The sequence below is a fragment of the Candidatus Villigracilis affinis genome (assembly GCF_016705895.1).
In the GTDB taxonomy this organism is placed as follows: domain Bacteria; phylum Chloroflexota; class Anaerolineae; order Anaerolineales; family Villigracilaceae; genus Villigracilis; species Villigracilis affinis.
Map to the genome: position 1 here is coordinate 1 of NZ_JADJKT010000002.1, position 26,136 is coordinate 26,136.

At 49.4% G+C, this 26,136-nt stretch carries 35 protein-coding genes and 2 pseudogenes; 10 read left to right on the plus strand and 27 right to left on the minus strand.

Annotation, left to right across the window (positions count from 1 at the left end; genetic code table 11):
- Positions 1-15: 15 nt before the first annotated feature.
- From IPI86_RS00415 to IPI86_RS00425, 3 genes are all read left to right on the plus strand, one after another.
- Positions 16-228, plus strand: a complete 213-nt coding sequence (locus IPI86_RS00415; RefSeq protein WP_345295997.1) for a hypothetical protein — start codon at positions 16-18, stop codon at positions 226-228.
- A gap of 252 nt (positions 229-480) precedes the next feature.
- The gene (locus tag IPI86_RS00420) at positions 481-642 is read left to right on the plus strand and encodes a hypothetical protein (RefSeq protein ID WP_345295998.1); all 162 of its coding nucleotides are present in this window, start codon (positions 481-483) and stop codon (positions 640-642) included.
- A gap of 34 nt (positions 643-676) precedes the next feature.
- Positions 677-826 (plus strand): hypothetical protein, encoded by a 150-nt coding sequence (locus IPI86_RS00425; protein WP_345295999.1) that lies wholly within the window; start codon positions 677-679, stop codon positions 824-826.
- A gap of 657 nt (positions 827-1,483) precedes the next feature.
- On the opposite strand, the gene IPI86_RS00430 is transcribed toward IPI86_RS00425, so the two are convergent.
- Genes IPI86_RS00430 through IPI86_RS00445 form a run of 4 tightly spaced genes read right to left on the minus strand, consistent with a single transcriptional unit; the run spans position 1,484 to position 4,421 of the window.
- On the minus strand, positions 1,484-2,107 hold the full coding sequence (locus IPI86_RS00430; protein ID WP_345296000.1) for an ABC transporter permease: 624 nt from the start codon (positions 2,105-2,107) through the stop codon (positions 1,484-1,486).
- The gene (locus IPI86_RS00435) at positions 2,100-2,579 is read right to left on the minus strand and encodes a hypothetical protein (protein WP_345296001.1); all 480 of its coding nucleotides are present in this window, start codon (positions 2,577-2,579) and stop codon (positions 2,100-2,102) included. Before IPI86_RS00435 ends, IPI86_RS00430 begins: the two co-directional genes overlap by 8 nt.
- On the minus strand, positions 2,503-3,687 hold the full coding sequence (locus IPI86_RS00440) for an ABC transporter permease (protein ID WP_345296002.1): 1,185 nt from the start codon (positions 3,685-3,687) through the stop codon (positions 2,503-2,505). The genes IPI86_RS00435 and IPI86_RS00440 overlap by 77 nt, the downstream gene beginning before the upstream one ends.
- On the minus strand, positions 3,684-4,421 hold the full coding sequence (locus IPI86_RS00445) for an ABC transporter ATP-binding protein (RefSeq protein WP_345296003.1): 738 nt from the start codon (positions 4,419-4,421) through the stop codon (positions 3,684-3,686). Before IPI86_RS00445 ends, IPI86_RS00440 begins: the two co-directional genes overlap by 4 nt.
- A gap of 263 nt (positions 4,422-4,684) precedes the next feature.
- Here IPI86_RS00445 and IPI86_RS00450 point away from each other — a divergent pair, with 263 nt between their 5' ends.
- The 3 genes from IPI86_RS00450 (at position 4,685) to IPI86_RS00460 (ending at position 6,191) form a co-directional block, all read left to right on the plus strand.
- The gene (locus IPI86_RS00450) at positions 4,685-5,008 is read left to right on the plus strand and encodes a TetR/AcrR family transcriptional regulator (RefSeq protein ID WP_345296004.1); all 324 of its coding nucleotides are present in this window, start codon (positions 4,685-4,687) and stop codon (positions 5,006-5,008) included.
- Positions 5,005-5,241 carry a TetR-like C-terminal domain-containing protein gene (locus tag IPI86_RS00455; protein WP_345296005.1) on the plus strand — a complete coding sequence of 79 codons (237 nt, stop codon included), beginning with the start codon at positions 5,005-5,007 and terminating at the stop codon, positions 5,239-5,241. Before IPI86_RS00450 ends, IPI86_RS00455 begins: the two co-directional genes overlap by 4 nt.
- Positions 5,242-5,393: 152 nt before the next feature.
- Entirely contained in the window at positions 5,394-6,191 is a 798-nt protein-coding gene (locus IPI86_RS00460; RefSeq protein WP_345296006.1) for a hypothetical protein, read from the plus strand.
- 52 nt (positions 6,192-6,243) lie between these two features.
- Here the strand turns inward: IPI86_RS00460 and IPI86_RS00465 are convergent, their stop codons facing one another.
- The 19 genes from IPI86_RS00465 to IPI86_RS00555 all read right to left on the minus strand — a co-directional run bounded on the left by IPI86_RS00465 (position 6,244) and on the right by IPI86_RS00555 (position 19,493).
- Positions 6,244-6,825 (minus strand): hypothetical protein, encoded by a 582-nt coding sequence (locus tag IPI86_RS00465; protein WP_345296007.1) that lies wholly within the window; start codon positions 6,823-6,825, stop codon positions 6,244-6,246.
- 107 nt (positions 6,826-6,932) lie between these two features.
- Positions 6,933-7,427 (minus strand): hypothetical protein, encoded by a 495-nt coding sequence (locus IPI86_RS00470; RefSeq protein WP_345296008.1) that lies wholly within the window; start codon positions 7,425-7,427, stop codon positions 6,933-6,935.
- Between the two features lie 34 nt (positions 7,428-7,461).
- Positions 7,462-8,286 carry a CPBP family glutamic-type intramembrane protease gene (locus tag IPI86_RS00475; RefSeq protein WP_345296009.1) on the minus strand — a complete coding sequence of 275 codons (825 nt, stop codon included), beginning with the start codon at positions 8,284-8,286 and terminating at the stop codon, positions 7,462-7,464.
- Between the two features lie 100 nt (positions 8,287-8,386).
- On the minus strand, positions 8,387-9,154 hold the full coding sequence (locus tag IPI86_RS00480) for a type II CAAX endopeptidase family protein (RefSeq protein ID WP_345296010.1): 768 nt from the start codon (positions 9,152-9,154) through the stop codon (positions 8,387-8,389).
- Positions 9,155-9,170: 16 nt separating this feature from the next.
- Positions 9,171-9,836, minus strand: coding sequence for a hypothetical protein (locus IPI86_RS00485; protein ID WP_345296011.1), 666 nt, complete (start codon positions 9,834-9,836; stop codon positions 9,171-9,173).
- A gap of 97 nt (positions 9,837-9,933) precedes the next feature.
- Positions 9,934-10,833 (minus strand): hypothetical protein, encoded by a 900-nt coding sequence (locus IPI86_RS00490; protein ID WP_345296012.1) that lies wholly within the window; start codon positions 10,831-10,833, stop codon positions 9,934-9,936.
- A 115-nt stretch (positions 10,834-10,948) separates the two neighbouring features.
- Positions 10,949-11,728, minus strand: coding sequence for a CPBP family glutamic-type intramembrane protease (locus IPI86_RS00495; protein ID WP_345296013.1), 780 nt, complete (start codon positions 11,726-11,728; stop codon positions 10,949-10,951).
- Between the two features lie 106 nt (positions 11,729-11,834).
- The gene (locus IPI86_RS00500; RefSeq protein ID WP_345296014.1) at positions 11,835-12,767 is read right to left on the minus strand and encodes a hypothetical protein; all 933 of its coding nucleotides are present in this window, start codon (positions 12,765-12,767) and stop codon (positions 11,835-11,837) included.
- A gap of 108 nt (positions 12,768-12,875) precedes the next feature.
- The gene (locus IPI86_RS00505) at positions 12,876-13,961 is read right to left on the minus strand and encodes an alpha/beta hydrolase (RefSeq protein WP_345296015.1); all 1,086 of its coding nucleotides are present in this window, start codon (positions 13,959-13,961) and stop codon (positions 12,876-12,878) included.
- Positions 13,962-13,990: 29 nt separating this feature from the next.
- Positions 13,991-14,278 carry a superoxide dismutase gene (locus IPI86_RS00510; RefSeq protein WP_345296016.1) on the minus strand — a complete coding sequence of 96 codons (288 nt, stop codon included), beginning with the start codon at positions 14,276-14,278 and terminating at the stop codon, positions 13,991-13,993.
- A 165-nt stretch (positions 14,279-14,443) separates the two neighbouring features.
- Positions 14,444-15,007, minus strand: a complete 564-nt coding sequence (locus IPI86_RS00515; RefSeq protein ID WP_345296017.1) for a hypothetical protein — start codon at positions 15,005-15,007, stop codon at positions 14,444-14,446.
- On the minus strand, positions 15,004-15,141 hold the full coding sequence (locus IPI86_RS00520) for a hypothetical protein (protein WP_345296018.1): 138 nt from the start codon (positions 15,139-15,141) through the stop codon (positions 15,004-15,006). Before IPI86_RS00520 ends, IPI86_RS00515 begins: the two co-directional genes overlap by 4 nt.
- Positions 15,142-15,143: 2 nt before the next feature.
- Positions 15,144-15,599 (minus strand): CopD family protein, encoded by a 456-nt coding sequence (locus tag IPI86_RS00525; protein WP_345296019.1) that lies wholly within the window; start codon positions 15,597-15,599, stop codon positions 15,144-15,146.
- A 172-nt stretch (positions 15,600-15,771) separates the two neighbouring features.
- Positions 15,772-16,164, minus strand: coding sequence for a hypothetical protein (locus IPI86_RS00530; RefSeq protein WP_345296020.1), 393 nt, complete (start codon positions 16,162-16,164; stop codon positions 15,772-15,774).
- A gap of 106 nt (positions 16,165-16,270) precedes the next feature.
- Entirely contained in the window at positions 16,271-16,888 is a 618-nt protein-coding gene (locus IPI86_RS00535) for a methyltransferase domain-containing protein (protein ID WP_345296021.1), read from the minus strand.
- Complete coding sequence (locus tag IPI86_RS00540) at positions 16,885-17,730, minus strand: CPBP family intramembrane glutamic endopeptidase (protein ID WP_345296022.1); 846 nt, start codon at positions 17,728-17,730, stop codon at positions 16,885-16,887. The genes IPI86_RS00535 and IPI86_RS00540 overlap by 4 nt, the downstream gene beginning before the upstream one ends.
- 19 nt (positions 17,731-17,749) lie before the next feature.
- The gene (locus IPI86_RS00545; RefSeq protein WP_345296023.1) at positions 17,750-18,976 is read right to left on the minus strand and encodes an alpha/beta hydrolase; all 1,227 of its coding nucleotides are present in this window, start codon (positions 18,974-18,976) and stop codon (positions 17,750-17,752) included.
- A gap of 17 nt (positions 18,977-18,993) precedes the next feature.
- Positions 18,994-19,272: a hypothetical protein gene (locus IPI86_RS00550; RefSeq protein WP_345296024.1), complete on the minus strand. Its 279-nt coding sequence runs from the start codon at positions 19,270-19,272 to the stop codon at positions 18,994-18,996.
- Between the two features lie 92 nt (positions 19,273-19,364).
- On the minus strand, positions 19,365-19,493 hold the full coding sequence (locus IPI86_RS00555; RefSeq protein ID WP_345296025.1) for a hypothetical protein: 129 nt from the start codon (positions 19,491-19,493) through the stop codon (positions 19,365-19,367).
- A gap of 265 nt (positions 19,494-19,758) precedes the next feature.
- On the opposite strand from IPI86_RS00555, the gene IPI86_RS00560 reads away from it, so the two are divergent.
- The 4 genes and pseudogenes from IPI86_RS00560 to IPI86_RS00575 all read left to right on the plus strand — a co-directional run bounded on the left by IPI86_RS00560 (position 19,759) and on the right by IPI86_RS00575 (position 22,401).
- Positions 19,759-20,178: a secondary thiamine-phosphate synthase enzyme YjbQ gene (locus IPI86_RS00560; protein WP_345296026.1), complete on the plus strand. Its 420-nt coding sequence runs from the start codon at positions 19,759-19,761 to the stop codon at positions 20,176-20,178.
- A 12-nt stretch (positions 20,179-20,190) separates the two neighbouring features.
- Positions 20,191-20,412 (plus strand): annotated as a pseudogene (locus tag IPI86_RS00565) (YjbQ family protein); the annotation flags it as partial.
- A gap of 19 nt (positions 20,413-20,431) precedes the next feature.
- Positions 20,432-21,874, plus strand: coding sequence for an aminoacyl-histidine dipeptidase (locus IPI86_RS00570; protein ID WP_345296027.1), 1,443 nt, complete (start codon positions 20,432-20,434; stop codon positions 21,872-21,874).
- A 2-nt stretch (positions 21,875-21,876) separates the two neighbouring features.
- Positions 21,877-22,401, plus strand: coding sequence for a type 1 glutamine amidotransferase domain-containing protein (locus tag IPI86_RS00575; protein ID WP_345296028.1), 525 nt, complete (start codon positions 21,877-21,879; stop codon positions 22,399-22,401).
- Here IPI86_RS00575 and IPI86_RS00580 read toward each other — a convergent pair.
- The 4 genes and pseudogenes from IPI86_RS00580 to IPI86_RS00595 all read right to left on the minus strand — a co-directional run bounded on the left by IPI86_RS00580 (position 22,387) and on the right by IPI86_RS00595 (position 26,074).
- Positions 22,387-23,202, minus strand: coding sequence for an alkaline phosphatase family protein (locus IPI86_RS00580; protein WP_345296029.1), 816 nt, complete (start codon positions 23,200-23,202; stop codon positions 22,387-22,389). The genes IPI86_RS00575 and IPI86_RS00580 overlap by 15 nt on opposite strands.
- Before the next feature lie 69 nt (positions 23,203-23,271).
- Positions 23,272-24,334: pseudogene (locus IPI86_RS00585) on the minus strand (ABC transporter ATP-binding protein).
- A gap of 22 nt (positions 24,335-24,356) precedes the next feature.
- On the minus strand, positions 24,357-25,187 hold the full coding sequence (locus IPI86_RS00590) for an ABC transporter permease subunit (RefSeq protein WP_345296030.1): 831 nt from the start codon (positions 25,185-25,187) through the stop codon (positions 24,357-24,359).
- Entirely contained in the window at positions 25,184-26,074 is an 891-nt protein-coding gene (locus IPI86_RS00595) for an ABC transporter permease subunit (RefSeq protein ID WP_345296031.1), read from the minus strand. Before IPI86_RS00595 ends, IPI86_RS00590 begins: the two co-directional genes overlap by 4 nt.
- Positions 26,075-26,136: the final 62 nt, after the last annotated feature.

Here is a 26,136-nt window from a genome sequence, read left to right on the forward strand (position 1 = left end):
CAGCAAGGAGAAAAAATGAATCGCAAACAACTCACCATGTTTCTGATTTTGCTCGCAGGATATGCACTTTGTGCGTTTGCAACCTATGCCTTCTTCATAGATGAACTCACCGCAAGCATGGGCATCCCCAGCTTCAACGGACGTACCACGCCGCTCTATGGATCGCCAACATCATCGCCGCGCTTACACAATTGGCGCTGGGCATCCCGGCACCTCTCTTCCTCCTGACGGGCGCTTCCTCCTTCGCCGGACGGGATCCTGTACTATTGGCGGGGGTCTTCATCCTCAACGGAATCGTCGGACTCCTCGTAGGCGGGCGTTACATGAAAGATGGTTGGTCGCCGCGGCGAGGTCCCGCTTTTGGGCGGATGTTATCTTCCACGTCATTATGGATTGTTATAAAGGAGTTTCACATATCACGTTTATTCCAATGTTCACATCCACGAAGGCGAAGAGTGAATTGTGCTATATGAAGCCATCATGGATAAATGGACTACCCCCTACAAAAGGGAGAGTCATCCCAACCAGTTTCCGGTGAGACCCGTCATCGCCAGCGGACCGGGAGACGCGCCGCCTGTTGTCCTTCTCCATGCGTTACTGGCAGGTGCCGCTTCACGGCCCATCGGAACGTCGAAGTTTTAAGGCCGATCGTATCGAGTTTACGCTATGGATGTAATTGGCGAAGGGAAAAGAGGCCAAACGTCAAGCCCGTCAATCGTTGGATGATTTCCTAAACTGGTTCACAGAAGTGATCGACGCTTGGGCATCGACACATATTACCTGGCTGGCAATTCTGGCGGTTTCACAGGCGCCTACTACGCCGTGAAACTTCCAGAACGGATGAAAACTTGTGTTGATCGGATACCCGCGACAATCCACAAGGCGACCGTTCTACACCCATGTACATACCCAAAGCAATATGTACGGATTCTTCCCCAAAAATTACCTGGTGTAAAGCGGGTCATGCATGGTGTGGATTGGATGCACAAGGGTCTCCTCGCGATCCGCTTTGGGAGCCGCTGTTCCTATAACTCAATGGTTACGGCGGGTTGATCAATCGGGTATTCCCGCGAATGTACTCGAAAGAGGATATTGCCCAAACCAACAAAGTGCTTCCATCTTGGGGAGACAGGGAAGTCGATCTATAACGATCTCCATTCCTCCAATTCACGATCAGCACGGGACTTGATCCCCAGCGTGAAAGTCAATGATTCCCGCCGCACCACATCACCGCCGTTGCGGTCAGAAAAGGTGGATCAAAAGCTTCTTGAATTCTTTGCCGAATAACACCTGTCCAGTGGACGGTAAGACTCCCGCGCTGCGAAGGTCTTTTACTTCTATCCTCCATGCAGTTGCCTGATGACTTCCAACCCGTCTACGTTGTTGACGATGATATGCGTGGTCGCCATCAGGGCGAGAATGACTACTACCCAAATCACTATCTTCACGGTCTTCTTTTTGTTATCAGTTTTTGTTCCATTTTTTATTCTCCTCTTTTATTTCCGTCATTGCTTCCAGCAACCAGCTTGATGAACAGCTCCTTCCTCCAAGACGGGTTAGTAATTACACATACGCCAGCGTCTCTCTCACAGTGAGACGGGACGCCTGTTGGGCAGGATAAGCGCTTGCCGCAATCGAACACAACGACGATGACAGACAACCAAATGACAAGACCCATTGGCGAGACGATCAATGGCAACGGTGAGCGGAAGGACATCATCCCGATCAAGTAGCCGATTCCCAACGAGAGTGGAATGGACAACGGCAATGCAATTACCCAACTCATCAAGCCAATGAAGACGCCCTCGCTGATGATGTTTCGTAGGATGGTCTTTGACTTGGCTCCGATGGCACGCATAACGCCAAACTCACGCGTCCGCTCGATGACGCTGGTGCCCATGCTGGACATGAGTCCCAGCCCGCCAACTACAGCCATAACGGTTGAGATCATCATCAAGGCAACGATGAAGATATAAACGTGTCCGCTGATGGCTTCACCCAACAACGCCTCTGAAACCGCGACCTTGACGCTGACATTCCCAACCGCCAATGCCTGCTCAATGTCACGAGTGATGGATGCCGATGACTCTTTGTCATGTTCACGCATCACAACGCGGACAGCATTCGTTATCGGGATACGTTCGCACGATCTCCAAAGCATCGGGGCGATTCAAAGCGGCGGGAGTCAGATTCCATGCTTCGCTTTTCTCCACGCCAGAGACGTTCGCAAGCAATGAGTCAACTTGTTCGGTGGGCACTGGCGAATTGAATCGAATCTCCAAATCATAGTGACGATCTGCGGCGGATTGATCGAGGGCGGCTTGCCATCCACTTCGCACGTTGATGCCCGTCATGAACATGGCGCCAGCAGCGGAGAGAAGACTCAACGTAAGGATCAATCGTCCACGGCGGCGGAAGGTGTTGCGCAGGGCAAGGATCAGGGTGTTGTCAAAAAACCGAATGCGGCTGAGCCAGCCGTCCCGTAGGCTTGAAGCGGGCGCATCACGGCTGATGCCGTAATCGTTGAGAGTCTCCCCGCACCGTGATGCGAGTCGCCTTGAGGATGGGATCCAATGCAACCAGCAATGGAATCAGAATGCACATCAAAATCAAAACAAGATAGACCCACGACGGAACGACGTCACTATAAATTTCAAGCTTGAGAAGTTGAGCGATCACGCCCGTGAAACCACGTCCCGCCGCAATGCCCAACGGCACACCGATCAGCGACGCCGCCATGCCAAGCAAAACGATCAACACAAGATATAAACCTGTGATCTGCCGTGTACGTGCGCCGATTGCTTTCATGATTCCGATCTGGCGGATCTGTTGCGCCAGCAAACCGTTGATCATCGTTGCGCTGAGAATGGCGCTCAACAACAAAGCCATAAAGCTGAACACAAGAAACAATGTGATCACGGAGGTCATCTGACTTTGATGCGGATGCCTACCTGGCGGCGGAATGCGAATCTCGTGCACAACATAACCCTGCGCCTTCAGCCAGGCAGCCAACTTACTCACTGTTGATTCGATAGCGGTCACGTTATATGGCTCATCGCTCACGATGACCTTCAGAATATTCAACGTCTCGCCTTCGCCAAGCGTCGCCAACGTCCCAGGTGTGATGTATCCATACACCGTTTGTTCCTGCCATGCAGGTGCAAGCGCAGGGTCATGCACCGTCCACGAAATTTTTATTTGTTGCTTCGTGCCGTTCGGCGTTTGAATTGTGATCGCATCACCGATGTTCAAATCCAACATCGGCAGGACTTCACGCTCGACAAGAATCGTTTGTTCCGACGGAGGATACGCGCCCGCATCAGGAGCGACCGTGCTGACATGTGACGTTTCAAAATCTGGGACGACGAACAGCAACACAGGCATCCATTCATTGGGACCGATCTCGGCTCTCCCTCCGACCCATGAAGTTGCTTCGGCTTCCGAAATACCTTCTCTTTCGCTGACGGCTTTTACAAGAGCATCGTCCACTCGATCCAACTCGATGAATGCCGAAGCGGGATTCGTGCCGAGATAATTGCGGCTCATCTCACGTCTCGCAATGGTATAAGCGCTCAGAAATGTGCCCACACTAAAAATGCTGACTGCAATGGCAATGACCATCATCGCCATGCGTCCCTGTGCGGACTGTAGATCACGCAACAACTTCTTCCAACGTGGACTGTTCATTTTTCCCGTCCGTTCACAATTGAACCATCTGCCAATGCAATGGAACGTGTGAAGTATTGCGTGAGGTCACGTTCGTGAGTCACCATCAACACGGTCTTGCCTTCTGCGGCGAGATTCGCAAACAACTGCATGACCGCATCAGACGTGGCTGAATCGAGATTGCCTGTCGGCTCATCTGCCACGATCAACGGTGGGTCATTCGCAAGCGAACGGGCAATGGCGGCACGTTGTTGCTGTCCACCTGAGAGGTCTGCGGGAAGTTTATCGGCTTGTTCGGCAATACCAACCTTCTCCAGCAGAGAGATCGCACGTTCCCGTCGCTCGTTGACTGGGAACGTATTGCAAAAATCCATCGGCAGGATGATGTTCTCCGCAACGGTCAACGTGGGAAGCAGTTGAAAGAACTGGAAGACAACGCCCACGTTGCGTCCACGCCAGACTGCCAACTGCTCCTGATCCATCGCATGGACAGCCGTCCCAGCCACGAACACTTCGCCCGAAGTCGGCGTGTCAATGCCCGTGATCATGTTGATAAGCGTGGACTTCCCGCTCCCCGATTTGCCAACCACCGCAACAAACTCGCCCGCGTCGGCTTGCATGTCCACTTCCTTGAGTGCCAGGAACTTCCCTGCGGCGACGTTATATGCCTTGGAGACTTTTCTCAACTCGATGAGATGATTCTCCACGAGCGGCTGAACCATCACTTGATTTTTACTTGCTAAACTTGTTACCATTTTTGATTTTCTCCTTTTCTTCTAAAAGAATTTGATGTACACTATATATGTTTCTGAACACCATGTTCGGTTATACAGATGTAGCAAAAAGATGTCAACAACCAATGTGTTGAAATCCGTACGTTATTGAACATTGAGGAGCGATTTGTTCAGGATTTTTTAAACACAAAGGGCACAACGGTCACGAAGGAATAAAACCGAAAGGGTATAAAGCCTTTCCCCTTTGTGTACTTCGTGTACTTAGTGGTGAAAAGGAAATTACCATGCCAAAAAAAGTCAAACCCGAAGACCGCCGCATCCAGCGGACACGACAGTCACTGCAAACAGCCTTGAGTGAATTGATAGTGGAAAAGGGATATGAAAAGGTTACAGTGCAGGATGTAATAGACCGTGCCAATGTGGGACGCTCCACGTTCTATGCACACTTTGAAAGTCTGGATCAACTCCTCCTCAGCGGCTTTGAACCCCTGCGCGTGCAGTTCGAGGATTTCTTATCGGGAACAACCTTTGATATCGAAAGTCCTTGGGCGTTGAGTCTTGCCATGTTCCAGCAGGTGCAAAAACAAAGGGCGGCTATATCACATTGACACACATTCAAAAATTCCTATATGGATACCTGCTCGATCATTTGAAAATGAGCCTGCCAAAGAGAAACAAAAATATCCCGCCTGAACTTCTGGCGCATTACGTCGCCAGTGCATTTATCGCCTTAATGACCTGGTGGATTGATAACCACTACCCCATCCCTGCTGAAAAGATGAATGAGTACTACCGTCAACTCGTGGAGCCTGGAACGATGGCGATCATGATGGGAGCATAAAAGGACGTGTAAATAATGCTCGTCTTTCTCGAAATTATGTACACATCCGATCGGACATACTGTCCAAGTGGATAGTGTAGACTCCCTCAATAACAGGGGAGTCTTTTGTTTGGATACTATACAATAAAAGCATAAATAGGAAAGGAAAACCCATGCAAATCACCACCCAACCCAGTTCGATCCCGATCTCAAACGCCAAGGCAAGCTTCCGTCCCTGGCTCATGCTCATCTCGCGTTCCGTGCTATTCATCCTCTTTCAAGCCTTGATCGCGCTGATTCTCTTCGCAACAGGTACTACTTCCGCGTGGAACGAATCCGCCCGCTGGTGGACATTCACAGCATTCCTCACCAACTTCGTATCCATCTATTTGCTCGTGCGTCTTTACAATGCGGAAGGAAAAGGTTATTTCGATGTTATACACTTTTCACGTGAGACATGGAAAAAAGACCTCGCTTGGTTCTTCGGCACAAGCCTCATCGGGCTGCCCATTGGAGCCTTGCCAATGACCGCACTAGCCGCCGCGTTTTTTGGTGACGCCATGATACCTACCACCATGATGTTTCGTCCGCTACCAACCTGGGCATTTATATTGAGCTTTCTCTTCCCACTCACCATTGCCTTCGCGGAATTACCCACCTATTTTGGTTATGTCATGCCGCGTCTCGAAGCACGCCTTAAGAATGGCTGGCTCGCATGGCTTATCGCGTCCTTCTTTCTCGGCGCTCAGCATATGTTCCTGCCGCTTATCCTCGACGGTCGTTTCATACTATGGCGTTTGGGAATGTATCTACCTTTCGCTCTCTTTGTAGGTCTTGTCATCAAACTCCGCCCGACACTTTTGCCCCTACTTAATGATCCTCCATGCATTGATGGATCTCTCGGCTGTTGCTGTTTATTTGACGATATAACCCGCCTCTTTCTTAACCGAACAGACCTGAGTCTCTGTTAACCAGAGAAGACGTGAGGGAACGCTGAGCCGCTAACCTTCGGGAGGTGTCTATTTACATCGCCCCAAAACTTTCCTCCACCAGCCACCCCAAACTGATTTCCATTCTTTCCAACCGCAGCTTTGCGATCTCTTGCGCACGCGGAATGGTAAAGCGACCTTGTATATCATTTCGTCGTGAAAGGATGCATTTATAACAGGTCTCCACATTATTGGGACCTCGCGCAAAGTCACGCGCCATGCCCATCATGCCGAGAAACTCAAGCATGTCTGCTTCACGCAATAACAACGCTTCATTCGATTTCGTCGGGCGCATGTCGCGATAATCATGCAATTCAATCGTCTCGAGCAGGATTTCCTTTTGATCCGCTGTCAGGGGCAGACGAGGCAAAATGTCAGATTCAACCACCTGTCGGGAACGAACCGCATGTTCCACATCCTTTTGCATGTATTTTGGAAACGCACCCCAATCGTGCATGTACGTTGCCAACTCCATGATGTGCGCATCGTAAGGGATGTCTGTGCTGATCTGTTTGACGAGTTCGATCAAGCGTTTCGCATGGGCGACCGCCCAATCCTCCCCAACCTGCATGGTCATTTGAATAATGTCATCGAACGTGAGTTGAGTTTCTATCATTTTGTCTCTCCTATCTATCGCTTGTCTCATAATTAAGTAAACTTTTCATCGAAAATTGCGAAGGAAAATCAAATTTTCTGTTTACCAAATTATGCGATACTCTGTAATCAATGAGTGGTCATGATTGAAAGCATGAATAGACGGTCTCGCAATCCAACCTGCCTGATCCATCTTTCCACCAACACCTGCCCATCAGGTGTCTTCCAATCCTTTTCGAGAGCGGCGTGACACTTGAGCCCGAGTCCGCGCCGCTCATGATGGCAAAAGCGACATTCCAATGGCTGATGACCTGTGCCATATAGTTCGCAACGATCCTCTTTCAGAAAGGTACAGCCGTTCCTTGCGAATTGTTCTGTTGCATAAAACTTTTCACATCCCTTGAACGCTGGCGACAATACACCAAAGGTCAATTCAGGAGCAATCTCCAGCATCATGCGATTCCCATACCCCGCCTCCATTGCGCGGGATGCTTCTTCAACCGTCCACCAGCCAGGGCGGGCACAGTAAGCCAGGCAGATCTTACATCCACACGGCTTGGAGGGTGGATATTTTTGATTGAGAGTCAATTGAAGTTCCTTGATGATTACAGATAGTTCTACCAAAAGAGTCACTTTTTCATCGGTGGCCTTCTGGTTTTTACGATGTCTGTGAACCGGAGCGGCGAATGAATAGCCAGATGAAAACCGCCGCAAGGATGGCCAGCCCGGTGCTGATCGCCGTCCAAGTAATTTCTTCGGCGGCTGTTGAATATGTTTGCCCGAAGATCAACGCGCTGGACGAAATACTGGCGTGCATGAAGTAAGCGAGCAACAGGCTGCCCTGTGTTCGTTCATAGACCCAGGTGATGATGAATGACCAGGCAGTCAACAGGACAGGACCAAGCAAAGTGATCAACACCAGAGAGTCAAAGCCTCTGCCGCCAAGCGCGAAGTAGTCCGCGTAACCGTGCCACAATCCGCCCCAGATTAAACCCAACAACAGGGTCGCAACTGTCGGAGAGTAACGTTTGAGCAGATGTGGCAGCAGAAAGCCGCGCCAACCGAATTCTTCCATCAGCCCGGCGACGAGTCCCAGGGCGATGCCGGGACCAAGCAGGTTCACCATCGCTTCAGTATCGACGGGGTAGCCTGCCAGCCAACGAAGGAGTGGAGTCAACGCTGTCACAGCAGGGATAACCAACAGAGCGAGCCACCAGCTTCCCACACGTCCGATGCGCACCCTGTCCCACAAAGCTTGCAGTCCTTCACGTCCGTAGACCAGCCATGTGGTAAACAGGCCGCTGAGCGAAGGTCCAAACCCACCCAGCACAACAAAGAGGAATGAAATTGGCGGAGCGGACTTCATCAATTCGCCGGGTTTGATATACAGGAATAAAAACGACCAGATGCCAAACGACCAGACCATCGTCAGGATGATGTAGGTGAGAATGGGATGACGGGATGCCCAAGTTTTGAGATTCATGTTTGACTCCTTTGATTTGTATTTTCAAGCATATGATAGCGACAGGGAACAACAAACTCCCCCGTCGCTGGGGGAGTTTGTGACTGTCCGATTGGACAGGTTATATTTCCTTCACATTTTGATTGTGCTTTTTCTGGTAACGCGCCGCAAGCCAAATCAAGAACCACATTAAGATCAATACTTCGATGAAGCCCAGCCCGGCAAGCAAGGGCAGTGACAACCCATCCTTTATCAGGGTGACGAGTTGTCCCATTGGCTGAAAAACGGGCCAAAGCATGAATACGTTTTTCGTGATCCGAAACGCGATGGCATACATCACGCCGATGAAGAACAGAAATACCATCTCACTGGCGGGCATTCCATAGCCAATGTGATATGCCGCATACAGTGCGGAGCCCAAAATCAGCGCGGGAAGGAAGCCAAAGGCTTCTTCCAAACGCAGCAAGACCCACCCGCGCCAAAAAATAGCTTCAAAGAGACCGATGGCTAAGGAAAGAGCGACCAAAGGAAGAAGACTTTCCAATGTGGGTATCTTCAATCCACGGTAGGCGCCAGAAAATTGAAGTACGGCAAAAATTAATTGAAGGGTAATACTCACACCGAGACGCTCTCGCGTAAGACCCAAGTCAGAAACCGGCCGCTTCCTTATTACAACAGTCCAATATAGCGGTATACCTACACCAAATAGTGTTGCGCCCAACACGGCGTATAAACCGAAGTACGCCATCCCACCAGCTACTGTAGAACCAACGATGAAGGTCGCAGTATAAAGGGCTGTCACCACTAAAACCCATGAGAGCACAACAGCTATCAGGTCTTTGTTGGGACGCCAGTATATTGCAAAAATGGACAATAATTTTTTTGACATGAGATTATCCTGTCGATCAATGCGGCGGAAGTTGTATAACCGAAGCTGGCCCATGCAGGACGGCAGCGATATGCATTGCGATGTGGCTAAAGATCGCTGCCAATGGATTATTGGTAATCAAATAGCCCAGCGTCATGGCAGTATTTCCAATCACAGGACCAAACAAACCTGTGCCGCGATATTCGGGATAGCCAAGGTGATAGGCTGCCGTCACTAACACGCTGGCGAGTACGGCAATTATTCCAACGAGAATCTTGCCCTGCCAGTTTCCAGTCCACTCCAACAGGGTAAATGCCTGCCAGATGGCAAGCACAGGAAGGACAGTAAGCAACAATGCGTCCATCAACCCATACACAACGCCCGACCATAACAAATCAAAAGCCAACACAAAACCTTCCGACCTTGGAGAGACTGGTTGTGAAAGAACATTTTTGACGGTGAATAGAGTCAACAAGACCGCACCGACCAAGCCCCAAACCCAGTTATGCCGAATTATTTCGCTGATGGAAGTTCCGCTCCAGCGAATGTAGGCATAAAAGAACAAACCAGATAACCCAACATATGGGATTAGGTATAGATTGCGCGGCAGACTTAATATCCCTGAAAAAATCATCGAAATGGCAAAACCCAAAACACCAGCAGCAACAACCCACCCAAGATAAACGTACCAGACTTTGTTCATGTTATTTTCTCCTGTTTAAGATATTTTCATCTTACGTTCACCAATATAAAAACTCCCCCGTCGCTGGGGGAGTTTGTGACTGTCCAAGTGGATAGGGTTAGGTGGGGTTGGTCTTGGCGGGCACAAACCATGCGCACAGCGCACCAAAAATCCCAGTCGAGATTGAGACCTCCCAGAAATGACCCAGGCTGACAGCGGCGGGCATGAGCGGGTTGGCAAATGCCAATTGAGCTGTTGGCAAGAGAGCGAGAGCAAGAGCGGAAAGGACGATCAATTCGACCCGTTTGCCGGAGAAACCCATGAACAGCGGTACCAGGCACAACATCCACAAAGTGCCGCGGAAATATTGAAAGGCGGGGAACTCAGGCTTTGCCATCGCAGTCAATCCCCATTGCTCGAAAAAGCCGTTCAGTTCAGCGGGACCACCATAGAACAGGCGCAATTCTTTCACTTGCCAAGCAATAAAATAACCAGCCAACATATAAAGAATAATATACACAACTGACAACCATGCGCCTTGCTTGACAGCATTGTCTGTTGTGACAGTGAAGTTCGATTCGGGCCGCGTCTTTTTAGAAAAGCCACCGACAATCCATGTCACCAGCACGGAGAGTAACACGGATGTGATCAAGCCGCGAAAAACCAAATTATAGATTTGGAAGTTGTTGTGTAGAAGCGGAAAGGCGGACATGAAATATCCCGTCTCGATCTGGGTCATGAAGACCTGTGCGCCGAATGACAGAACGAATAACTGCCCAACCATTATCAGCCCGCGAAAACTGGAACGGCGCGCCGCCCAGACCAGGATCATAGCATTGATGACGGCATTGAATAGGAACGCCATCGGTGTGGAAAGAAATCCACTGGCAGTAGTGCTTGCCGCCATAATCTCTGGCGAAAGCGGGGAAAGCATATTAGCAATGACCAGACTAAATACAAACGCCAGCATTGCGCCAAGCCCTTGAAGAATGATTTTGAGAATGGGTTTAATGGACATGTTTTTTTCTCCTTTTTGATTGTCTTCATCTTACTCATATCGAAATAAAAACTCCCCCATCACTGGGGGAGTTTGGGACTATCCGAGTGGATAGTCCATTTTCCAAAGCAGATCGCTAGATCGAGAACACCACGTGCAGAATAATATCGGCGGAGAAGTGGGACAGCATGGCGGATTCCAGTCCATATTTGGAATAGAAATAGCCGAAACCGATTCCGAGGAAGCCGTTCAACACCAGCGCGCGGACGACGACCAGCGGCGTGATGGTCATTATGGCGGCGGTGGCGGGTAAATGTCCCAGCCCAAACAAAATCGCCGCGAGGATATTCGCAATCCACAACACGCCAGTCGTTGGTTTGCCATCAGCGGTGTGGCTGATAAATTTACCCAGCCAAGCCAGCAGAGACATCAGAAACAGGCGCAGTAAAACTTCTTCGCTAATGCCGCCATAAAACGAAGCCAGAAAACCCTGCCAGGGCGCGGTTTGACTTCCGCCTTCCTGCACGAGCTCTGTGGCGAGCGCGGGCATAAACACAAATTTATCCAAGCCGATGATGATCAACCCGCCGACTGAGCCAAAGAGAATTACAGGCAGGAGAAACGGCTTGATGTGGTCTGCCATCTTTTGCCCCGCGAAGAAGCGCTCCAACAGCGGCGCGCCCAAACCAATCCTTTTTGCCAGCAACAATCCTAGTGACGTTGCAATGCCAAACAGGACAACGCTTTGTATAACTTGCGCCATGATAATAACGCTCAAAGGAACTGCCGTTGTAATTTTTTCGAGCGTTGACGCTTGAAGCGTCAACGCGTATGGCAACACCGCGAGCGTGCCAAAGATGGACGCGCCCCACAGCGCCATGAATACTTTCCAATTAAATTGATTTTGCTTTTCCATATACTTGTTTTCCTTTTGCAGATGAGGTTACTCGTATCTTATCTTTCCCACAGTAAAAACTCCCCTGTCAAAAGAGAAGTTTTTACTATCCGAGTGGACAGGTAGTTTACGGAGCAACCTGCATGGACTGTATCAATGCATCCAACTGGCTGATCGAGGGAGTGAATGCTTCTGGTGACGTGGCACTCAACAGGTCAGTGATTGAAGCATAGTATCCTTGAAAATCGGCATTGGAATCGTTGATGTCAGGATACGTGATTCCTCCAGCGGGGATAACTTCTCCAGCATCACTGGTCTCTGCCAACACGGGAGCCGTGATCGGGAGGATGGCAATGATGTAATACTCACCGTCATTGGTGAATCCCTGAAAGTGATAGACCAGTTCATGGTTGTTGACAGGCGCATAATATTGGGCATATTCGGTCAGGAAGCGTATACCGCTCCCATTCTGGAAAGAGACCGCCTGAATGTTCGAGGCAAAGACCTGCGCGGCATTGAAAAACGGAACCGCAGGAAGTTGATCAGCGGTGATCGGCGCGACGGGATTCATCACATTGCGTAAACGGTGCATACTCTCGAACGCGGCGGGAACCAACTCAACATAAGGCATCGCGGGGTACACGTAGATCTGCGGCTGGTGGAATTTCCCTTGCAGGACGTAATAGTCATTCAACGAGACTTGCAAGTGACCTGGAGTCTTATCCCAGTAGGGAGCATCTTCCGAGTCGTTGCGTGGATATTCCTTACCGCTTGCGCCGCTGGCAACGCTCGATGGAATTTCAAGAGTCAGCCGCCCAAACGTTACGAGTGTATTTGTTACGGGCGATGGTTGGACAATCGACGTCACACTAGGAACCGCAGTCGCGGGGATCGCCTGTGTCAATGAGATGAAGACCTCAGGCGTAGTTGTGGGAGGTTCGATCAGAACGGGAGTTTCCGCAATGGTGGGAACTGCGCTGGTGGGTGCGATATTCACTGACACGTCACATGCCAGAGTCACGATGACGAATAGAGAGAGAAATAAGAAGATTTTTTTCATTTTACTTTTCCTTTTTAGCCGATCATAGCCGCCAGGGATAAAAAACTCCCCCGTCGCTGGGGGAGTTTTCACTGTCCGTTTGGATAGGGTGAACAAATTGACAGGTAATTATTTTCCATCAGCAAGATTATTCGTCCCTGCCAACACATCCTCCAATAAAATCTTCTTCATTTTTTCAGGCTCTTCGAACATCGGGCTGTGAGCAGAATTCTCAAATGTATAAAATCCTTTTACTGGTGCGTTGAGCTTCTCAAAATAATCCTTTGCCAGCGCGTAATTGACGGTGTAATCGTATCTGCCTTCAAAGAAATAAATGGGCAGGTCAAGTTTGGTCACTTCCTGATTCAAATCCACGACCATCATATCGCTCCACAGGGTGCTGATGCCCGATTGGGATTTGGCGCGCCACAAATTAAGTTTTTCTCCAAGGGTATATTCTCGAAACTGGAAAGATGGCAACAGGATTCCCGTGACGACCGACCGCATGTCATGCATCGTGCCAATGCCAAGCTTGTGCATTGCAATGTCACGTATGAGGTTGTAAGAGTCTGGCACGCCGCCTGTCATGGTAACGGGCGCTGCTTCCAGTTTTTGCACCATGTTTGTGTCGCCGTTCTCCTTGAATTGCTGAAGCATATATTCATATGCCAGTTGTTCTGACTTAAGTTGATACGACATCTGAGCCACACCGATATAGGCATAATACAACTCGGGCGCGCGTGCCGCTGCCTGAATACCAGTGAAGGTTCCGCCTGAATGTCCCATCAGGTAGATCTTCTCCACGCCGAAACGCTGACGCAGGTAATTCGTCAATTCGATGGTGTCGGATACCATCTGTTCCACGTTCATCGTCTCTTTGGGGAGGTCAGGGCTGTAAGAAAGTCCCGAGCCGCGCTGTTCCCACCATACGACGGTGAAATAGTCTTCAAGTCCCGTAGGATATTTTTGTGTCAGAAAATAATCGGGCATCCCGCCATGAAGATATAGCAAAATGGGATTGTTTATATCCTTACCTTTGATGAACATCCCCTGCTCCACGCCGTTGATGTCTACAAATATTTTTTCCGAAATACTGCCCGCCAAAGGCTTTCCATTTTCATCGAGAAAAGGCTCAGGCTTGCCAGGACTCATTGCCAACAGAATGCCCAATAGAATAAGGATGCCAATAGATAGGATGGAAACTACGATCAACATAATTCGTTTTACCTTTTGTGCGAACGGTCTCATACAAACAACCTCTCAAAACCAGGATAAGCTTTCAAGGGAATCAACTCGAACGTGATCAATTGATTTTTTACGAACGGCAGAGTGGATAACGCCTCCCGCGCCTCATCCAGTGTTTGACATTCCAGCACCAAAACAGCCTCGCTTCGATCCGCGCGGAAGTATGATTCTCGAACCACCCCAGCCTGAACCAACGCCCAAACATTTCTCGCTTCGTCTTTGGCATATTGCTGGAATCCCTCTGCGGTGGCATTGGGAAGTTCGTGTTCGAGCGCGAGGATTTTCATGTTCAATCTCGAATATTTTTCAGCGTGACGATCCCAAAGATGATGCCCGAAACGCTGATCATGATAAAGATCATCGATACAATGGGACGATCACAACGCCTGCAAGGATCTGAACGATGATCATTGAGATCAATGCCGCACCCATCGTCAGGATCTTGAGCAGCATCACGGAGGAGAGAGCGCATAACCCCACGCTTGTTTCTTGATCAGCAATGAAGCAGTGATGCAAGCTGTCGGAACGAGGATGCCCAGATCCAAGGCTTGAATGACCATCGTGATCGCGGATTCGAGTCCGTTTGGCGGAGTCCACGTCAGCGAGGGAGAGGCAACTAATCCGAGCCAGGCAAGGGTGAGAAAGACCGCAACAATGATGAAGTATGTGGCGATGGCACGGCGTGGAAATCCATCTTGAATATGGCTCGCGACTTCATCCACATCCAGATTTTTCATGGAAAGAATAAAACCGAACAAACTCAACGAGAACAGCGCGACATAAACAAGGAAGAACGGATTGAACGCGGTGAGAAAACACATCGACGCGTAAGTGTAAAGAAAATATCCAAGCACGCCTGTGAGTAAAAGTTGACCGCGTAACGTGCCCTTGAGACTGAGAACGATGCCTGTGATAAGGAGCGGAGTACCAATGAGCAAAGTGACAATATCCTGCCCAAGCTCATGTGAAGATGAATTAACGGTGTCATAGCGGTACAAACCGTGACCACGGATCATGACCGTTTCGCCGCGCAAGGTCTCAAGGGATACGGCTCACCCGTCCCCTGCCAGAAGACACCCGCCCCTGCGGCGAGGAGTGCCAGTGGAATAATGAGGAGCGCCAAACGAATGACGATGTTATTGGGTTTCATGGTTACTCCACTTGAGCGAGAGCGGTGAGAAGCAGAACCAACACGCCACAGACCGCCATCGCGTTGACATACTGGCTGAAGCGCGCAATCGCCTGATCAGGATTATTCGAACTCATCATGGGGCCGACGCGCAGGATGGCGTTGTACCAAAATCCCAGCGCGATCATTGCAAAGACAAGGATATGTTTCACCAGCATGACGATGCCCCAGAAGTTGCCAAAGTCCATGAATCCCAGGTAACCTGAGTCGATCAGCATGAGATGGGTTCCCGTAATAGCGAAGATAAGCAGGGATACATACATCCACGGGCGACTGCGTTTGGAGATCTCGCTGAGAGCGGGGCCGTTCTTTGAGAGGGCAGGAATATAAAGACCTGCGAGTAAAACAAAGTGACCGATGAATATAACTGTTGCAATGGCATGAAGCCAGGTAGAGAGGGAGATAAGAATTTGTGGCATTATCGAGTTCCTTTTTGAAGTTGTACTTATACCTTTTGAAGAATTCCTGAGGTAGTGACTTTAATCATGCTCATTTTTAAAAATCTTTCGCTCTCAAGTGTAGCGGACGACAAAAAAAGACTCCCCCGCCGATGGGGGAGTCTTGGACTGGTCAGGTGGACAGGTCGTTGGGTCAACTACGTGACAGCAGATAATGCGTAACGGCATTCACTACTTTGAGGCTTGCGAGTATGGCAATCACAAGTAAAGCCTGCTGATCGTTCGCAATGAATGGAAGTTTCCAGCCGACGAAGACAGACAGTGTGATGAGTAGGATGAGTCCGCCGAGGATGTAGCCAATGATCGAAAGTGGATGAGTCCACTGTCCCGTCGCGGCGACGCGTCCGATGCCGCCCTGCGTGCAGATGGTCATGCCGATGATGACGAGCAGGATAATGTCCACGCGGATGTTGGAGAGCAGGGGAACCTTTTTCCCCGTCACGCCGATGAAGACGATGGCGGCGGCAAGCAAGGCAAGCCCTATGATGGTTGGAGTGATGACAGCGGGTTGTGCAATTGTTTTCATTGTTTAGTTTCCTTTCTCCCATTATGATAGTTCCTTCAAAACAAAAACCCCCCTGTCGGGAGGGGAGTTTTCACTATCCACATGGACAGTATGTCAGGCGGACGGGTCATTTTTCCAGATGCATTGTATAAGCCAGCTTTTTGCCGAAGAAGTTTTTCTCCTTGAACCCAGGGGCCTGCGCAACTTTTAGCACTGTTTCGCGGCGATGGAAATGCGGATCGAAGATGACCTCGGTGACCGATAGAACACCGCCCGGTTTGAGCGCTTTATAAATCTCCTCCAGTGCAGATTCTTGATCTGGTATCTCGCCAAAAACTGTTACTAGAAGGGCACGATCAAAATAAGCTTGCGGAAGTTTGCCTTCTCCCAAGCCTGCATGAAGGAATTTCACGTTTTGAAAACCGACTGTTTCCACCTTCCTGCGGACACGAGCCAGCATCTCATCCTGTATATCGAGCGCAGTCACTTCGCCCAGTGGACCAACGGTCTCCGCGAGAGGCAAAGTCAGGCGACCCGGCCCACAGCCAGCATCCAGCACTCGCATACCGGGTGCCAGTTCCAAAAGTCCGACAATGACACGGGCGCGGTTGACTTCGGTGAATGGGTTATCCATTTCCACCATCCAAGCTAACCATGATGGACATGGAAGCGAGTCACGACGCCAGATCAGGCTGGCAATAACACCGATGGCGATCAATCCAAGAATGATGTACAAGGCGGTCATGAATATGAAACCTTTCGATGTGTGAATGATTTGGCGCTCCAAATAACCGTGATACCAAGCGCCGCAACAAACCAAAGCAGAATGGAATACGTATCGGCACGTTCAGAGAGTGTGAACAATTCACCAGTGAAGTTGACCATGGAATGGAACAGGATCACTGCGAGCGTACTGCGGTTTGTGTTGTTGTAGATCCAGGTGAAGACAAAGGTCAAGGGGACGATCCCGGCGAAGAACCACCAGAATGCAGGTGTGCCAATGCCCAGACTCGCCTGATACGAATCCCGAATGAAGAACGTGGGCAAATGCCACAGCGACCAAAGGATTCCCAGGATCAGACTGGATACCAGAGCGCTGTATCTCTCCTGCAAGCGATCCAGTAGATAGCCGCGCCAGCCCAGTTCTTCAATGAAGGGAAACAGTGTTGCAAACAGGATGGACAGGATAATTGAGGCTGGATTTGTGAGCGCATTAAGAGCAGTTTCACCCCAGGTTGCGCCTGTGCCACCAGTTATCACATCCAATAGCGCCGCCAGACCATTCAAGATCGGCACAAAGATGAATATGATCAGGTACCACTTTGCAGGGATGCGTTTGAAATTAATGATGCGATTCCAATAATCCCGCCTGCCTTCGTTATCCCGCGTGAGATAGGTGAATGCAATGCCCATGACCATTGGTCCGAGGGCGGCAAGCAGGACCAATATAAGTCCCGCGGCTGTTTCCATGCTGAGGTTCATCAGGATCGCCAGCCCGCCGAAGATCCCCGACCAGATATAGGTCGCGACGAAGTAGACCCACGGGGAAGCCAGTGCAGGTCGTGTGGTTTTCAGATTTTCGTTCATTTTGTTTTCTCCTTGTAATTCATTTGTTTGGATAGGTCTCTGCAAGCACCTTGTTGACCATCACGTCCACGAACTGACCGAGACTACTTCCATCCAATCCATGCCCGCCGTTCAGCCAGATCAATTCCTTGTGCGGCGCTTCGAGAATGTTGAAATATTCTTCCACCAATGATGACATTGCATTCACATCATTACGTCCCGCAAAAATGTAGACGGGCACATCCAGCTTTGCGGCTTGTGTTGTGAAATCAACATCCTGCAATTGCGGATATACCACTTCAAAAGATCGGATCAGTCCGCGCGTGTGGTTGATCTTGTCCACCAGCCCATATTCCGGCGCAATGAAAGGGACGATCGGAACGATGACTGTATAGTGAGGAGAGTTCATATAATCGTTCAACACATCCAAATAGGTGACATACTTATCCAACATATCTTCACCCGTATAGGGAGGCGGACCATTACGCTGGAGAGTCTCCACCATTTTCGCATCGCCTCGTTCGACCGAGTAGTTGAGCGCCAATTCATAGCCCATGACATCGTCCCTGATGATGTTGACCATCTGCCCGTTGCCGATGTAGGCATAATATAGTTCTGGGTATTCCTGAACCAGCCAAACGCCCAGAATGCTTGTCCACGAAACGCCATAAACATAAATTTTGTCCTGATGGAATCGTTCGCGCAGATACAAGGTCAGCGCATGGGCATCTTCGACAAAACGTTGTTTGTTCAATTCGGAAAAGGGAACGGCGTTGTAGGATTTGCCTGTACCGGGTTCGTCCCAACTTACCACAACGAAATCTTTTTCCAACGGCTCAAAAAGGGAACGGGTTGCGAATCCACCTCCGCCGGGTCCGCCCATGCCAAGATTCAACAGAATCGGCTTGTCGGCATCCTGCCCGCGGATGGTGATCCATTGCTCGCTTCTGTTTAGATTTACCTTTTCGAGTGAAGCAATGGAATTTTGAATCGGTTCGCCATCTACATCCGTGATGGGCGGCGTAGCGGCAAAGTTCTGTGAAGCGATGATTGCGAGAATGGAAACAAGGATCATGCCAGAAAGTCCAATTGTGATGCCGCGTCCAGCAGGAGTGATACGGAATAGAGTGACGATCAACATTACGTCTGCAATAGCGAGCAGTATCCAAGTCCACGCGGGGACGGAGGTCGTCAATGGTAATAAAACCACTGGCAGACAAAGCAGGATTACAAAAATGGCAACAAGAATTTTAATAATGATTTTCATTGCAGCTCCTGATAGTTCTATGATTGCTTGGGGAAGAACGTGTAGATCGTGGCGAATCCAAGCCCTAGTACGAGAATGAGGCGAATCCAAAGGGGCCAGGAAGATTCCCAGATCCATAATCCCAAAACAACTGGGAGGATCAGGAATCCAACGATCAGTTGAACCACGAATGGCATTCCACGAAAGGATTGCCAGATCGTATAGAGGATGGCTTGATTGAAAGCCAGGGCATAACCAAACCCGAGCCATAGAATGGTCAAGATGGCGAAAGCAGATATACTGATAATCGTATTCATGTTGAAATCTCCTTTTCTTTCACATGATAAGTTCAAGAAAATAAAGACTCCCCCGCCACTGGGGGAGTCTTGTACTGGTCAAGCGGATAGGTTTAGAGTCTTAACTGTGTTTTGATAAATGCCACGATCTCACCCATCGCCTCGGTTGCCTTCGGGAACATGGATGCCACGAGGGGATAACAATGCCCCATCTTCTCACCGACTCGCAGGGTGACATCCATACCAGCTTTCTTTGCCTTCTCCGCAAAGCGGACCGCGTTGTCGCGCTCGGTGGGAGTCCGTGCAAGTCGCCGTAGAGAGGCGAAATATAAGGATTCTCAGGGTCATGGTCACCGACATAATACTCACCCTTTATTTTCACTACACAAATAATAATGGAGCTAACTGACAAACGATACCTGTTTTATAATAAAGACATGATGAGTTCACACTTAATAGGTTGACCCCTATGTGTGACAAGCAAAACATTTTTGATGAGAAACCCATATGAAATCCTATCGAAAAGAACTTTGGTTCAATATTCCAACTCGCCGTGGCTTTGTAAACATCACCCCTGATGTGGAAACTGTCTTACGCGAAAGTGGCATTCAAGAAGGCCTGATTCTGGTTTCAGCCATGCATATAACCGCATCGGTTTTCATCAACGACGATGAAGGTGGATTGCACCAGGATTATGAAAAATGGTTGGAGAAACTCGCACCGCATGAACCCATTAACCAATATCGGCATAATGACACAGGGGAGGACAACGCCGATGCCCATATGAAGCGTCAAATTATGGGGCGTGAAGTGGTGGTCGCTGTCACAAATGGTAAACTTGATTTTGGTCCGTGGGAACAGATCTTTTATGGTGAGTTTGATGGTCGAAGGCGCAAGCGAGTATTGATAAAAATCATTGGTGAATGATATAAAAAATAGCTGGAGGAGCTTGCTCCACATGAGCCTGTCAGCGAATATCACCACAACGATACAGGTGAAGATAATGCCGACGCTCATATGAAGCGTCAGATCATGGGACGCGAAGTAGTTGTAGCCATAACAAACGGCATATTGGACTTCGGCACCTGGGAGCAAATTTTTTATGGCGAGTTCGACGGACGCAGGCGAAAGCGCGTTCTGGTAAAGATCATTGGCGAGTAAAGAAAAAAACAGGAGCATCATGACGCCTACCGAAAAAATCCTCAATCATTTTGAAAAGATTTCCGCCATTCCCCGCGGCACAAAGAATGAAGCAGCCCTTCGCCAGTGGTTGATCGACTGGGCCTCTTCATTTGGTTTCGTCAGCAAGACCGATCCGACGGGCAATCTTGTTATTTACATTCCCGCGAGCGTGGGGCGCGAAAAATCCCCCACATTGATCTTACAAGGCCATCTTGACATGGTCTGCCAGAAGACTCCTGACTCAAATCATGATTTTATGAAGGACCCAATCCATCTCATACGCGACGGGGACTGGGTGAAGGCAGATAAAACCACACTCGGCGCCGATAACGGGATCGCGATCGCCATTGCCATGGCATTGGTTGAAGATAAAAGCGTCAGCCATTCGGCGCTTGAGTTATTGTTCACTGTGGAAGAAGAAACAGGCCTGGTGGGTGCAGATACCCTTGATCCATCCCTGCTTACTGCAAAAGTTTTGATAAATCTAGATTCAGAAGAGGATGGCGTTTTTACGATCGGGTGTGCGGGAGGCGGGAGCACGATGTTCACCCTGCCTTTTACATGGAGCCCTCCAGAGAAGAATTCCATCTCCTTTGAATTAAAAGTTGGCGGATTACAAGGCGGGCATTCCGGTGGAGATATCCACAAACATCGCGGCAATGCCAACAAGATCATGGTGCGTGTATTGGATGAACTTCAACGCAACATTCCGCTGCGGCTGGCATCCCTGCACGGCGGCACGGCGCGCAATGCAATTCCACGCGATGCCGAGGCGGTATTTACCTGTGCAGAGAATGATTCTGCACGCTGCAGCGAAATCGTCCGCACGTTTGAAAAATTTCTTCAATCAGAATTCAGGGGTGTCGAGCAGGGCCCCTATCTGACCCTATCACGGCGCCAGAGTCCTGTCGAAACAGCAGCAAGTCTTGAGGAAAGTAAAAGAAGCGTCCAGTTTTTGATGGCACTTCCAAACGGCGTCGCAGAAATGTCGGCTGAAGTGGAAGGCTTCGTTGAGACATCCAATAACATCGGCATCGTAGAGATGCGGAAAGATGGATTGTTCGTGGTTTCCAATCAGCGCAGTTCGGTGATAACACGGCTTGAAGAGTTGTTTCGGCGCACCGAAGCGATCGGCATGCTGGCAGGCGCAATATGTGAGCGGACACAAGTGTTTCCCCCGTGGCAGCCCAATATGAAATCTGCCCTGCTGAAAAAATGCGTTGAAACATATGAAAATCTATTTGGACAAAAACCGAAGGTGGAGCTTTCACACGGCGGGCTTGAATGCGGGATCATCAGCGACCGTTGCGGCGGCATGGACACGATCTCGCTTGGTCCCACGATCATCAATCCGCATTCACCCGATGAAGCACTCTTTATCCCGTCGCTTTCACGCACGTGGGAGCTTTTAAAAACCTTATTACTAATCGAGGAGTTTTAGCCATGCGTTTACAAAATAAAGTTATTGCCATATTGATCGCCGAAGGCGTGGAGGATTTGGAATATTATGTGCCGCTCATGCGTTTGCAGGAGGAAGGTGCAAAAGTTTTATCTGCAGGATTGGATCTGAAGTCGGTGCGTGGAAAAAATGGATTGGTCATTACGCCCGACGCCACGATCGAATCGCTCAAGGCAGACGAACTCTTCGCGCTCATTCTCCCAGGCGGCTGGGCCCCCGATAAAATTCGCAGGTACGATGTCGTAAAAAATCTTGTTAAAAAAATGAGTGATGCCAACAAGACCATTGGCATCATCTGTCATGGGGGTTCAATTGCCATTTCGGCTGGTATCATCAAAAAAGGTCAGCGCGTCACGGGGTCAACGGGAATCAAGGATGACCTCGTCAACGCGGGTGCGGTTTGGGCGGATGAAGCTGCCTTTCGTGAGGGCAATCAGGTTTGGGGTCGGGTGGTTGCGGATATTCCCGATTTCAATCGTGAGCTTGTGAAGGCATTAGTCGAGCGATAATGGCGGATGCTTCATCGTTTCAGGAATGGTGACATTCAACAACTTGAGGATCGTCGGTGCGATCTGCAAATGAGAGATGACCTCACCCGTTTCGCCTCTTCCCTTACCCGACGGCTGAATCACAAAAAATGGCACGGTGCGCTGCTCGGGCGTGGTGCCGCCATGTCCCCCATCGGCATTGATGCCATGATCCCCAGTGACAAAAACCGTATATCCGCGCTCTTTCCATTCCATGATGAGCGGCGCAAGTTTCGAATCCTGATAAATGGCGTGGTTGCGATATTCCTTCGAATCAGAGCCGAAGGTCTCGCCGTGATAGTCCATGCCCATGGGGTGAAGTAAAAGATAGTCGGGAGAGAATTTTCGCACCAGATGCGCCGCACTGGCAAAGAGTTCAATATCGGGATATTCATCTTCAGTATAAAAACGTCCATGCTGGATGTTCAATGATTCATCGTCTGTCTCTTTATCGTCGATGCGATCATAAGGCGCGCGATTGTAAAGCTCTGAGTACCAGTAATACGCCGCGGCGGCTGTGACCTTTCCCGCATTCTTCAACAACTGAAACACGTTCGGCTTGTTCGACAACCTGACAATCGAATTGGCAACAACGCCATGATCGCTGGAAGGCACGCCTGTATGAATGGTCTCATACATCGGGCGGGACATGCTCGGCAGTTCGCCAATGATCTTATAAAGAGTGGATTGTTTTGATTCGACAAGGTGCCCCAGAAACCCCATATTGTCTTTGGCGACATCGTATCGCAAGGCATCTGAAAGAACAAGAATGGATTTGCTCATTTTTAGTCCTCAAACAAAAACGGTTCGAAGCGCCACGCGCAACGAACCGTTTTCAAGTTAAACAATCGATTATTCGTCCAGTACCAACACAGCTTCCTTTGAGCAGGTTACCTGCTCTTTTGAGCCAAGCCCAGGAAGTTCAAGGAAGGGATTGTTGAAGGTATCCATATTGAATTTCGTATTACCAATCTTGACCTGAATGCGGACCACGGAACCAAGGAAGGTAATATTCTCGATGGTTGCATCAACTACATTGGCCTTCTTTTGTTCGGAGGCAAAGCTCAGGCGTTCGGGGCGGATGGCAATCTTTACTTTATCGCCTCTCTTTCTGCCTTCCGTGCCTTCTGCAGATTCGAACTGCACACCGTCCATACTAACCAATCCCCTCGCAGGGTCAACCACTTCGGCATCTGCGGTATTCAGCGAACCTACGAAGTTGGCCACAAAGCGGGTCTTGGGGAAGTTGTAGATCTCGAAAGGAGTTCCCACCTGTTCCATTACACCGGTGTTCATGACCACAATACGATCAGAAATGGACAGGGCTTCCTCCTGGTCATGTGTAACGAAGATCGCGGTAATTCCAAGTTTTTTCTGAATGGCGCGAATCTCAGCGCGCAGGGAGATGCGGATCTTCGCATCCAATGCAGAGAGCGGCTCATCCAGCAAAAGCACCTGCGGATGGATAGCAAGCGCACGCGCCAAAGACACACGCTGCTGCTGTCCGCCTGAAAGCTGGTAGGGATATTTATTCGCGTGTTTCTCGAGGTTGATCAGGCTGACCATTTCTTCCACGCGCTGTTTGACCATATTTTCGGGCTCTTTACGAACACGGAGACCAAATCCGATGTTCTGAGCAACAGTCATGTTGGGGAACAACGCATACGATTGGAAAATCATACCCACGTTGCGCTGGTTTGGGGCTTTGTCTGTAATGTCTGCACCATCCAGTAGGATCTTGCCAGATGTGGGAATCTCGAACCCGGCCACCATGCGCAGGGTTGTGGTTTTCCCACAGCCTGACGGCCCCAAGAAAAGAAACGAACTCGCCTTTTTCAACGTCAAGGTTGAAATCATCAACCACCACTGTATCGCCAAATTGCTTTGTAACTCGTGAAATGGATAAATATGACATGATGAATTTTCCTCCGTTTTATTTAGTGAGCCCCAGAGACTTGTTGATCGCCCGTGAACAATTGAATCAACCCCATGGCCGCCCATGTGAGCAGAAAACTTGCAAAAGAAAGCGCCGCTGGTTCATAAGCACGATGCTGTCCAAGCAAGAAAAGGTAGGGACCAAATGCAGGCACACCGAGGAAAGATGCGAGGGTCACTTCACCAACCACAATGGCAAAAGTAAGCAATGCACCGCTCAACAACGCCGCACGGATGTTGGGCAGGATTACCCGCGTAATAATGGTAAACCAGCTCGCACCCAGGCTTTGCGCTGCTTCGGTAAGTGTGCGCACATCCACGGTACGCATCCCTGTATCCACTGAACGATACATATAGGGCAGTCCCAAAACCATATACCCGGCAACGATCAAAATGTCAGTACCAACTTCAAAGGTTGTGAGGGGCTGTAATATTGTTATGTCTGTAAGTGGGATTTTAAAGGGGGAGCTATAAATGCGGATCAGACCAAACACCAGAATGATCGCAGGAACGACGAACGGAAGAAGTGTGATGAATTCAACAATACGCCGCGCTTCGGGCAGGCGCAGCCGAATCCAATAGGCTGTCGGTACGATCAAAATGATACTGGCGACAATGGTCATTAATGCAAGAAAATTTGAATAGAGGAATGTTTCAAGGAATTCCGGGTCTTCAAACGCCCTGACATAGGCTTTAAACCCAATGACATCACGCTCCATCCGGAGCGAAAAATTGACTGTGGCATACAAAGGAAGCAGGAAATACAATGCACCTAAAATAAACCAAAACCAACTCCAAAAGGGAATACGGCGAATTCGGGCAAAGATACTCATCGCAACCACCTTTCTGATTTTTTCTGAAGCCATGAATACCCGATCAGGGAAATTGTCATTACAACGACCATCCCCATTGCCATGGCATAACCAAGCCCGGGGTTATGAAGAACGTCACCACGGATCTGCGCTCCAATTTGAATGGTAATGATTCCCAACCTGCCACCTGTTAAAGCGTAAGCTGTGGCGTATGCTCCAAAGGCGTTTCCAAATAAAAGGATCATGGAACCAAGGATTGAGGGAAGCAAAACTGGAAAAGCAACTCGAAGCCAGTATTGACCAGTGCTTGCACCAAGGTTTTCGGCGGCTTCACGCCACTCACGCTTTAACCCATCCAGGGCGGGAGCCATGATAAGAACCATGAGCGGAAACTGGAAATACATATAAGTCAGGCTCAGTCCCCAAAAGCTATATAAATCAAAATCTGTTTGTTGATATAAGTTAACCCCAAATAAATTCTTGATCAGGGCGGTCACGAAACCGGTACGCCCAAGGGTGGCGATAAAAGCAAAAGCCAACGGAACACCGGCAAAGTTGGATGCCACACCGGAAAAGGTGATCAATGCAGAACGCAAAGGCTTGGGCAGCCCACCCACTGTCACGGAGTATGCAAGCAGAAAACCAAAAATGCCACCACCGATTGCTGTCGCCGCACTAATGCGGATACTCAGCCAGTACGCGTCCAGGATGGCTTGTTCCTGAAACAGTTGAAAAATGTTTGCAAATGTAAACTGGCCGTCGCTGTTCGTAAAACTTCCAACAATCAGACGCATAGAGGGTAAAACAAGAAATAGAATTGCAAAAAGAAAAAACGGGGTCACGCCAATCCATTTTTTCCAGTCCAAAGCAGGGGTTGGAGCTTTTGGGTTAAGAGCAGTTTGAGCCATTGTTATTTACCTCAACGTACAGGGTACTGCATAATTTGCTAAACTGAAAATATTTTAACCGT

What these genes read in the sequence shown, in the direction of transcription:
- IPI86_RS00595 (WP_345296031.1), bottom strand. Translation starts at nt 26,074, where the DNA reads ATGGCTCAAACTGCTCTTAACCCAAAAGCTCCAACCCCTGCTTTGGAC.
- IPI86_RS00535 (WP_345296021.1), bottom strand. Translation starts at nt 16,888, where the DNA reads ATGACCGCCTTGTACATCATTCTTGGATTGATCGCCATCGGTGTTATT.
- IPI86_RS00490 (WP_345296012.1), bottom strand. Translation starts at nt 10,833, where the DNA reads ATGTCCATTAAACCCATTCTCAAAATCATTCTTCAAGGGCTTGGCGCA.
- IPI86_RS00590 (WP_345296030.1), bottom strand. Translation starts at nt 25,187, where the DNA reads ATGAGTATCTTTGCCCGAATTCGCCGTATTCCCTTTTGGAGTTGGTTT.
- IPI86_RS00520 (WP_345296018.1), bottom strand. Translation starts at nt 15,141, where the DNA reads ATGAAACCCAATAACATCGTCATTCGTTTGGCGCTCCTCATTATTCCA.
- IPI86_RS00485 (WP_345296011.1), bottom strand. Translation starts at nt 9,836, where the DNA reads ATGAACAAAGTCTGGTACGTTTATCTTGGGTGGGTTGTTGCTGCTGGT.
- IPI86_RS00540 (WP_345296022.1), bottom strand. Translation starts at nt 17,730, where the DNA reads ATGAACGAAAATCTGAAAACCACACGACCTGCACTGGCTTCCCCGTGG.
- IPI86_RS00495 (WP_345296013.1), bottom strand. Translation starts at nt 11,728, where the DNA reads ATGGAAAAGCAAAATCAATTTAATTGGAAAGTATTCATGGCGCTGTGG.
- IPI86_RS00440 (WP_345296002.1), bottom strand. Translation starts at nt 3,687, where the DNA reads ATGAACAGTCCACGTTGGAAGAAGTTGTTGCGTGATCTACAGTCCGCA.
- IPI86_RS00555 (WP_345296025.1), bottom strand. Translation starts at nt 19,493, where the DNA reads ATGGATGTCACCCTGCGAGTCGGTGAGAAGATGGGGCATTGTTATCCC.
- IPI86_RS00525 (WP_345296019.1), bottom strand. Translation starts at nt 15,599, where the DNA reads ATGCCACAAATTCTTATCTCCCTCTCTACCTGGCTTCATGCCATTGCA.
- IPI86_RS00465 (WP_345296007.1), bottom strand. Translation starts at nt 6,825, where the DNA reads ATGATAGAAACTCAACTCACGTTCGATGACATTATTCAAATGACCATG.
- IPI86_RS00560 (WP_345296026.1), top strand. Translation starts at nt 19,759, where the DNA reads ATGAAATCCTATCGAAAAGAACTTTGGTTCAATATTCCAACTCGCCGT.
- IPI86_RS00515 (WP_345296017.1), bottom strand. Translation starts at nt 15,007, where the DNA reads ATGATCCGTGGTCACGGTTTGTACCGCTATGACACCGTTAATTCATCT.
- IPI86_RS00510 (WP_345296016.1), bottom strand. Translation starts at nt 14,278, where the DNA reads ATGAAAATCCTCGCGCTCGAACACGAACTTCCCAATGCCACCGCAGAG.
- IPI86_RS00460 (WP_345296006.1), top strand. Translation starts at nt 5,394, where the DNA reads ATGCAAATCACCACCCAACCCAGTTCGATCCCGATCTCAAACGCCAAG.
- IPI86_RS00420 (WP_345295998.1), top strand. Translation starts at nt 481, where the DNA reads ATGGATAAATGGACTACCCCCTACAAAAGGGAGAGTCATCCCAACCAG.
- IPI86_RS00475 (WP_345296009.1), bottom strand. Translation starts at nt 8,286, where the DNA reads ATGAATCTCAAAACTTGGGCATCCCGTCATCCCATTCTCACCTACATC.
- IPI86_RS00545 (WP_345296023.1), bottom strand. Translation starts at nt 18,976, where the DNA reads ATGAAAATCATTATTAAAATTCTTGTTGCCATTTTTGTAATCCTGCTT.
- IPI86_RS00580 (WP_345296029.1), bottom strand. Translation starts at nt 23,202, where the DNA reads ATGAGCAAATCCATTCTTGTTCTTTCAGATGCCTTGCGATACGATGTC.
- IPI86_RS00500 (WP_345296014.1), bottom strand. Translation starts at nt 12,767, where the DNA reads ATGAAAAAAATCTTCTTATTTCTCTCTCTATTCGTCATCGTGACTCTG.
- IPI86_RS00570 (WP_345296027.1), top strand. Translation starts at nt 20,432, where the DNA reads ATGACGCCTACCGAAAAAATCCTCAATCATTTTGAAAAGATTTCCGCC.
- IPI86_RS00550 (WP_345296024.1), bottom strand. Translation starts at nt 19,272, where the DNA reads ATGAATACGATTATCAGTATATCTGCTTTCGCCATCTTGACCATTCTA.
- IPI86_RS00505 (WP_345296015.1), bottom strand. Translation starts at nt 13,961, where the DNA reads ATGTTGATCGTAGTTTCCATCCTATCTATTGGCATCCTTATTCTATTG.
- IPI86_RS00445 (WP_345296003.1), bottom strand. Translation starts at nt 4,421, where the DNA reads ATGGTAACAAGTTTAGCAAGTAAAAATCAAGTGATGGTTCAGCCGCTC.
- IPI86_RS00530 (WP_345296020.1), bottom strand. Translation starts at nt 16,164, where the DNA reads ATGAAAACAATTGCACAACCCGCTGTCATCACTCCAACCATCATAGGG.
- IPI86_RS00480 (WP_345296010.1), bottom strand. Translation starts at nt 9,154, where the DNA reads ATGTCAAAAAAATTATTGTCCATTTTTGCAATATACTGGCGTCCCAAC.
- IPI86_RS00430 (WP_345296000.1), bottom strand. Translation starts at nt 2,107, where the DNA reads ATGCGTGAACATGACAAAGAGTCATCGGCATCCATCACTCGTGACATT.
- IPI86_RS00415 (WP_345295997.1), top strand. Translation starts at nt 16, where the DNA reads ATGAATCGCAAACAACTCACCATGTTTCTGATTTTGCTCGCAGGATAT.
- IPI86_RS00450 (WP_345296004.1), top strand. Translation starts at nt 4,685, where the DNA reads ATGCCAAAAAAAGTCAAACCCGAAGACCGCCGCATCCAGCGGACACGA.
- IPI86_RS00575 (WP_345296028.1), top strand. Translation starts at nt 21,877, where the DNA reads ATGCGTTTACAAAATAAAGTTATTGCCATATTGATCGCCGAAGGCGTG.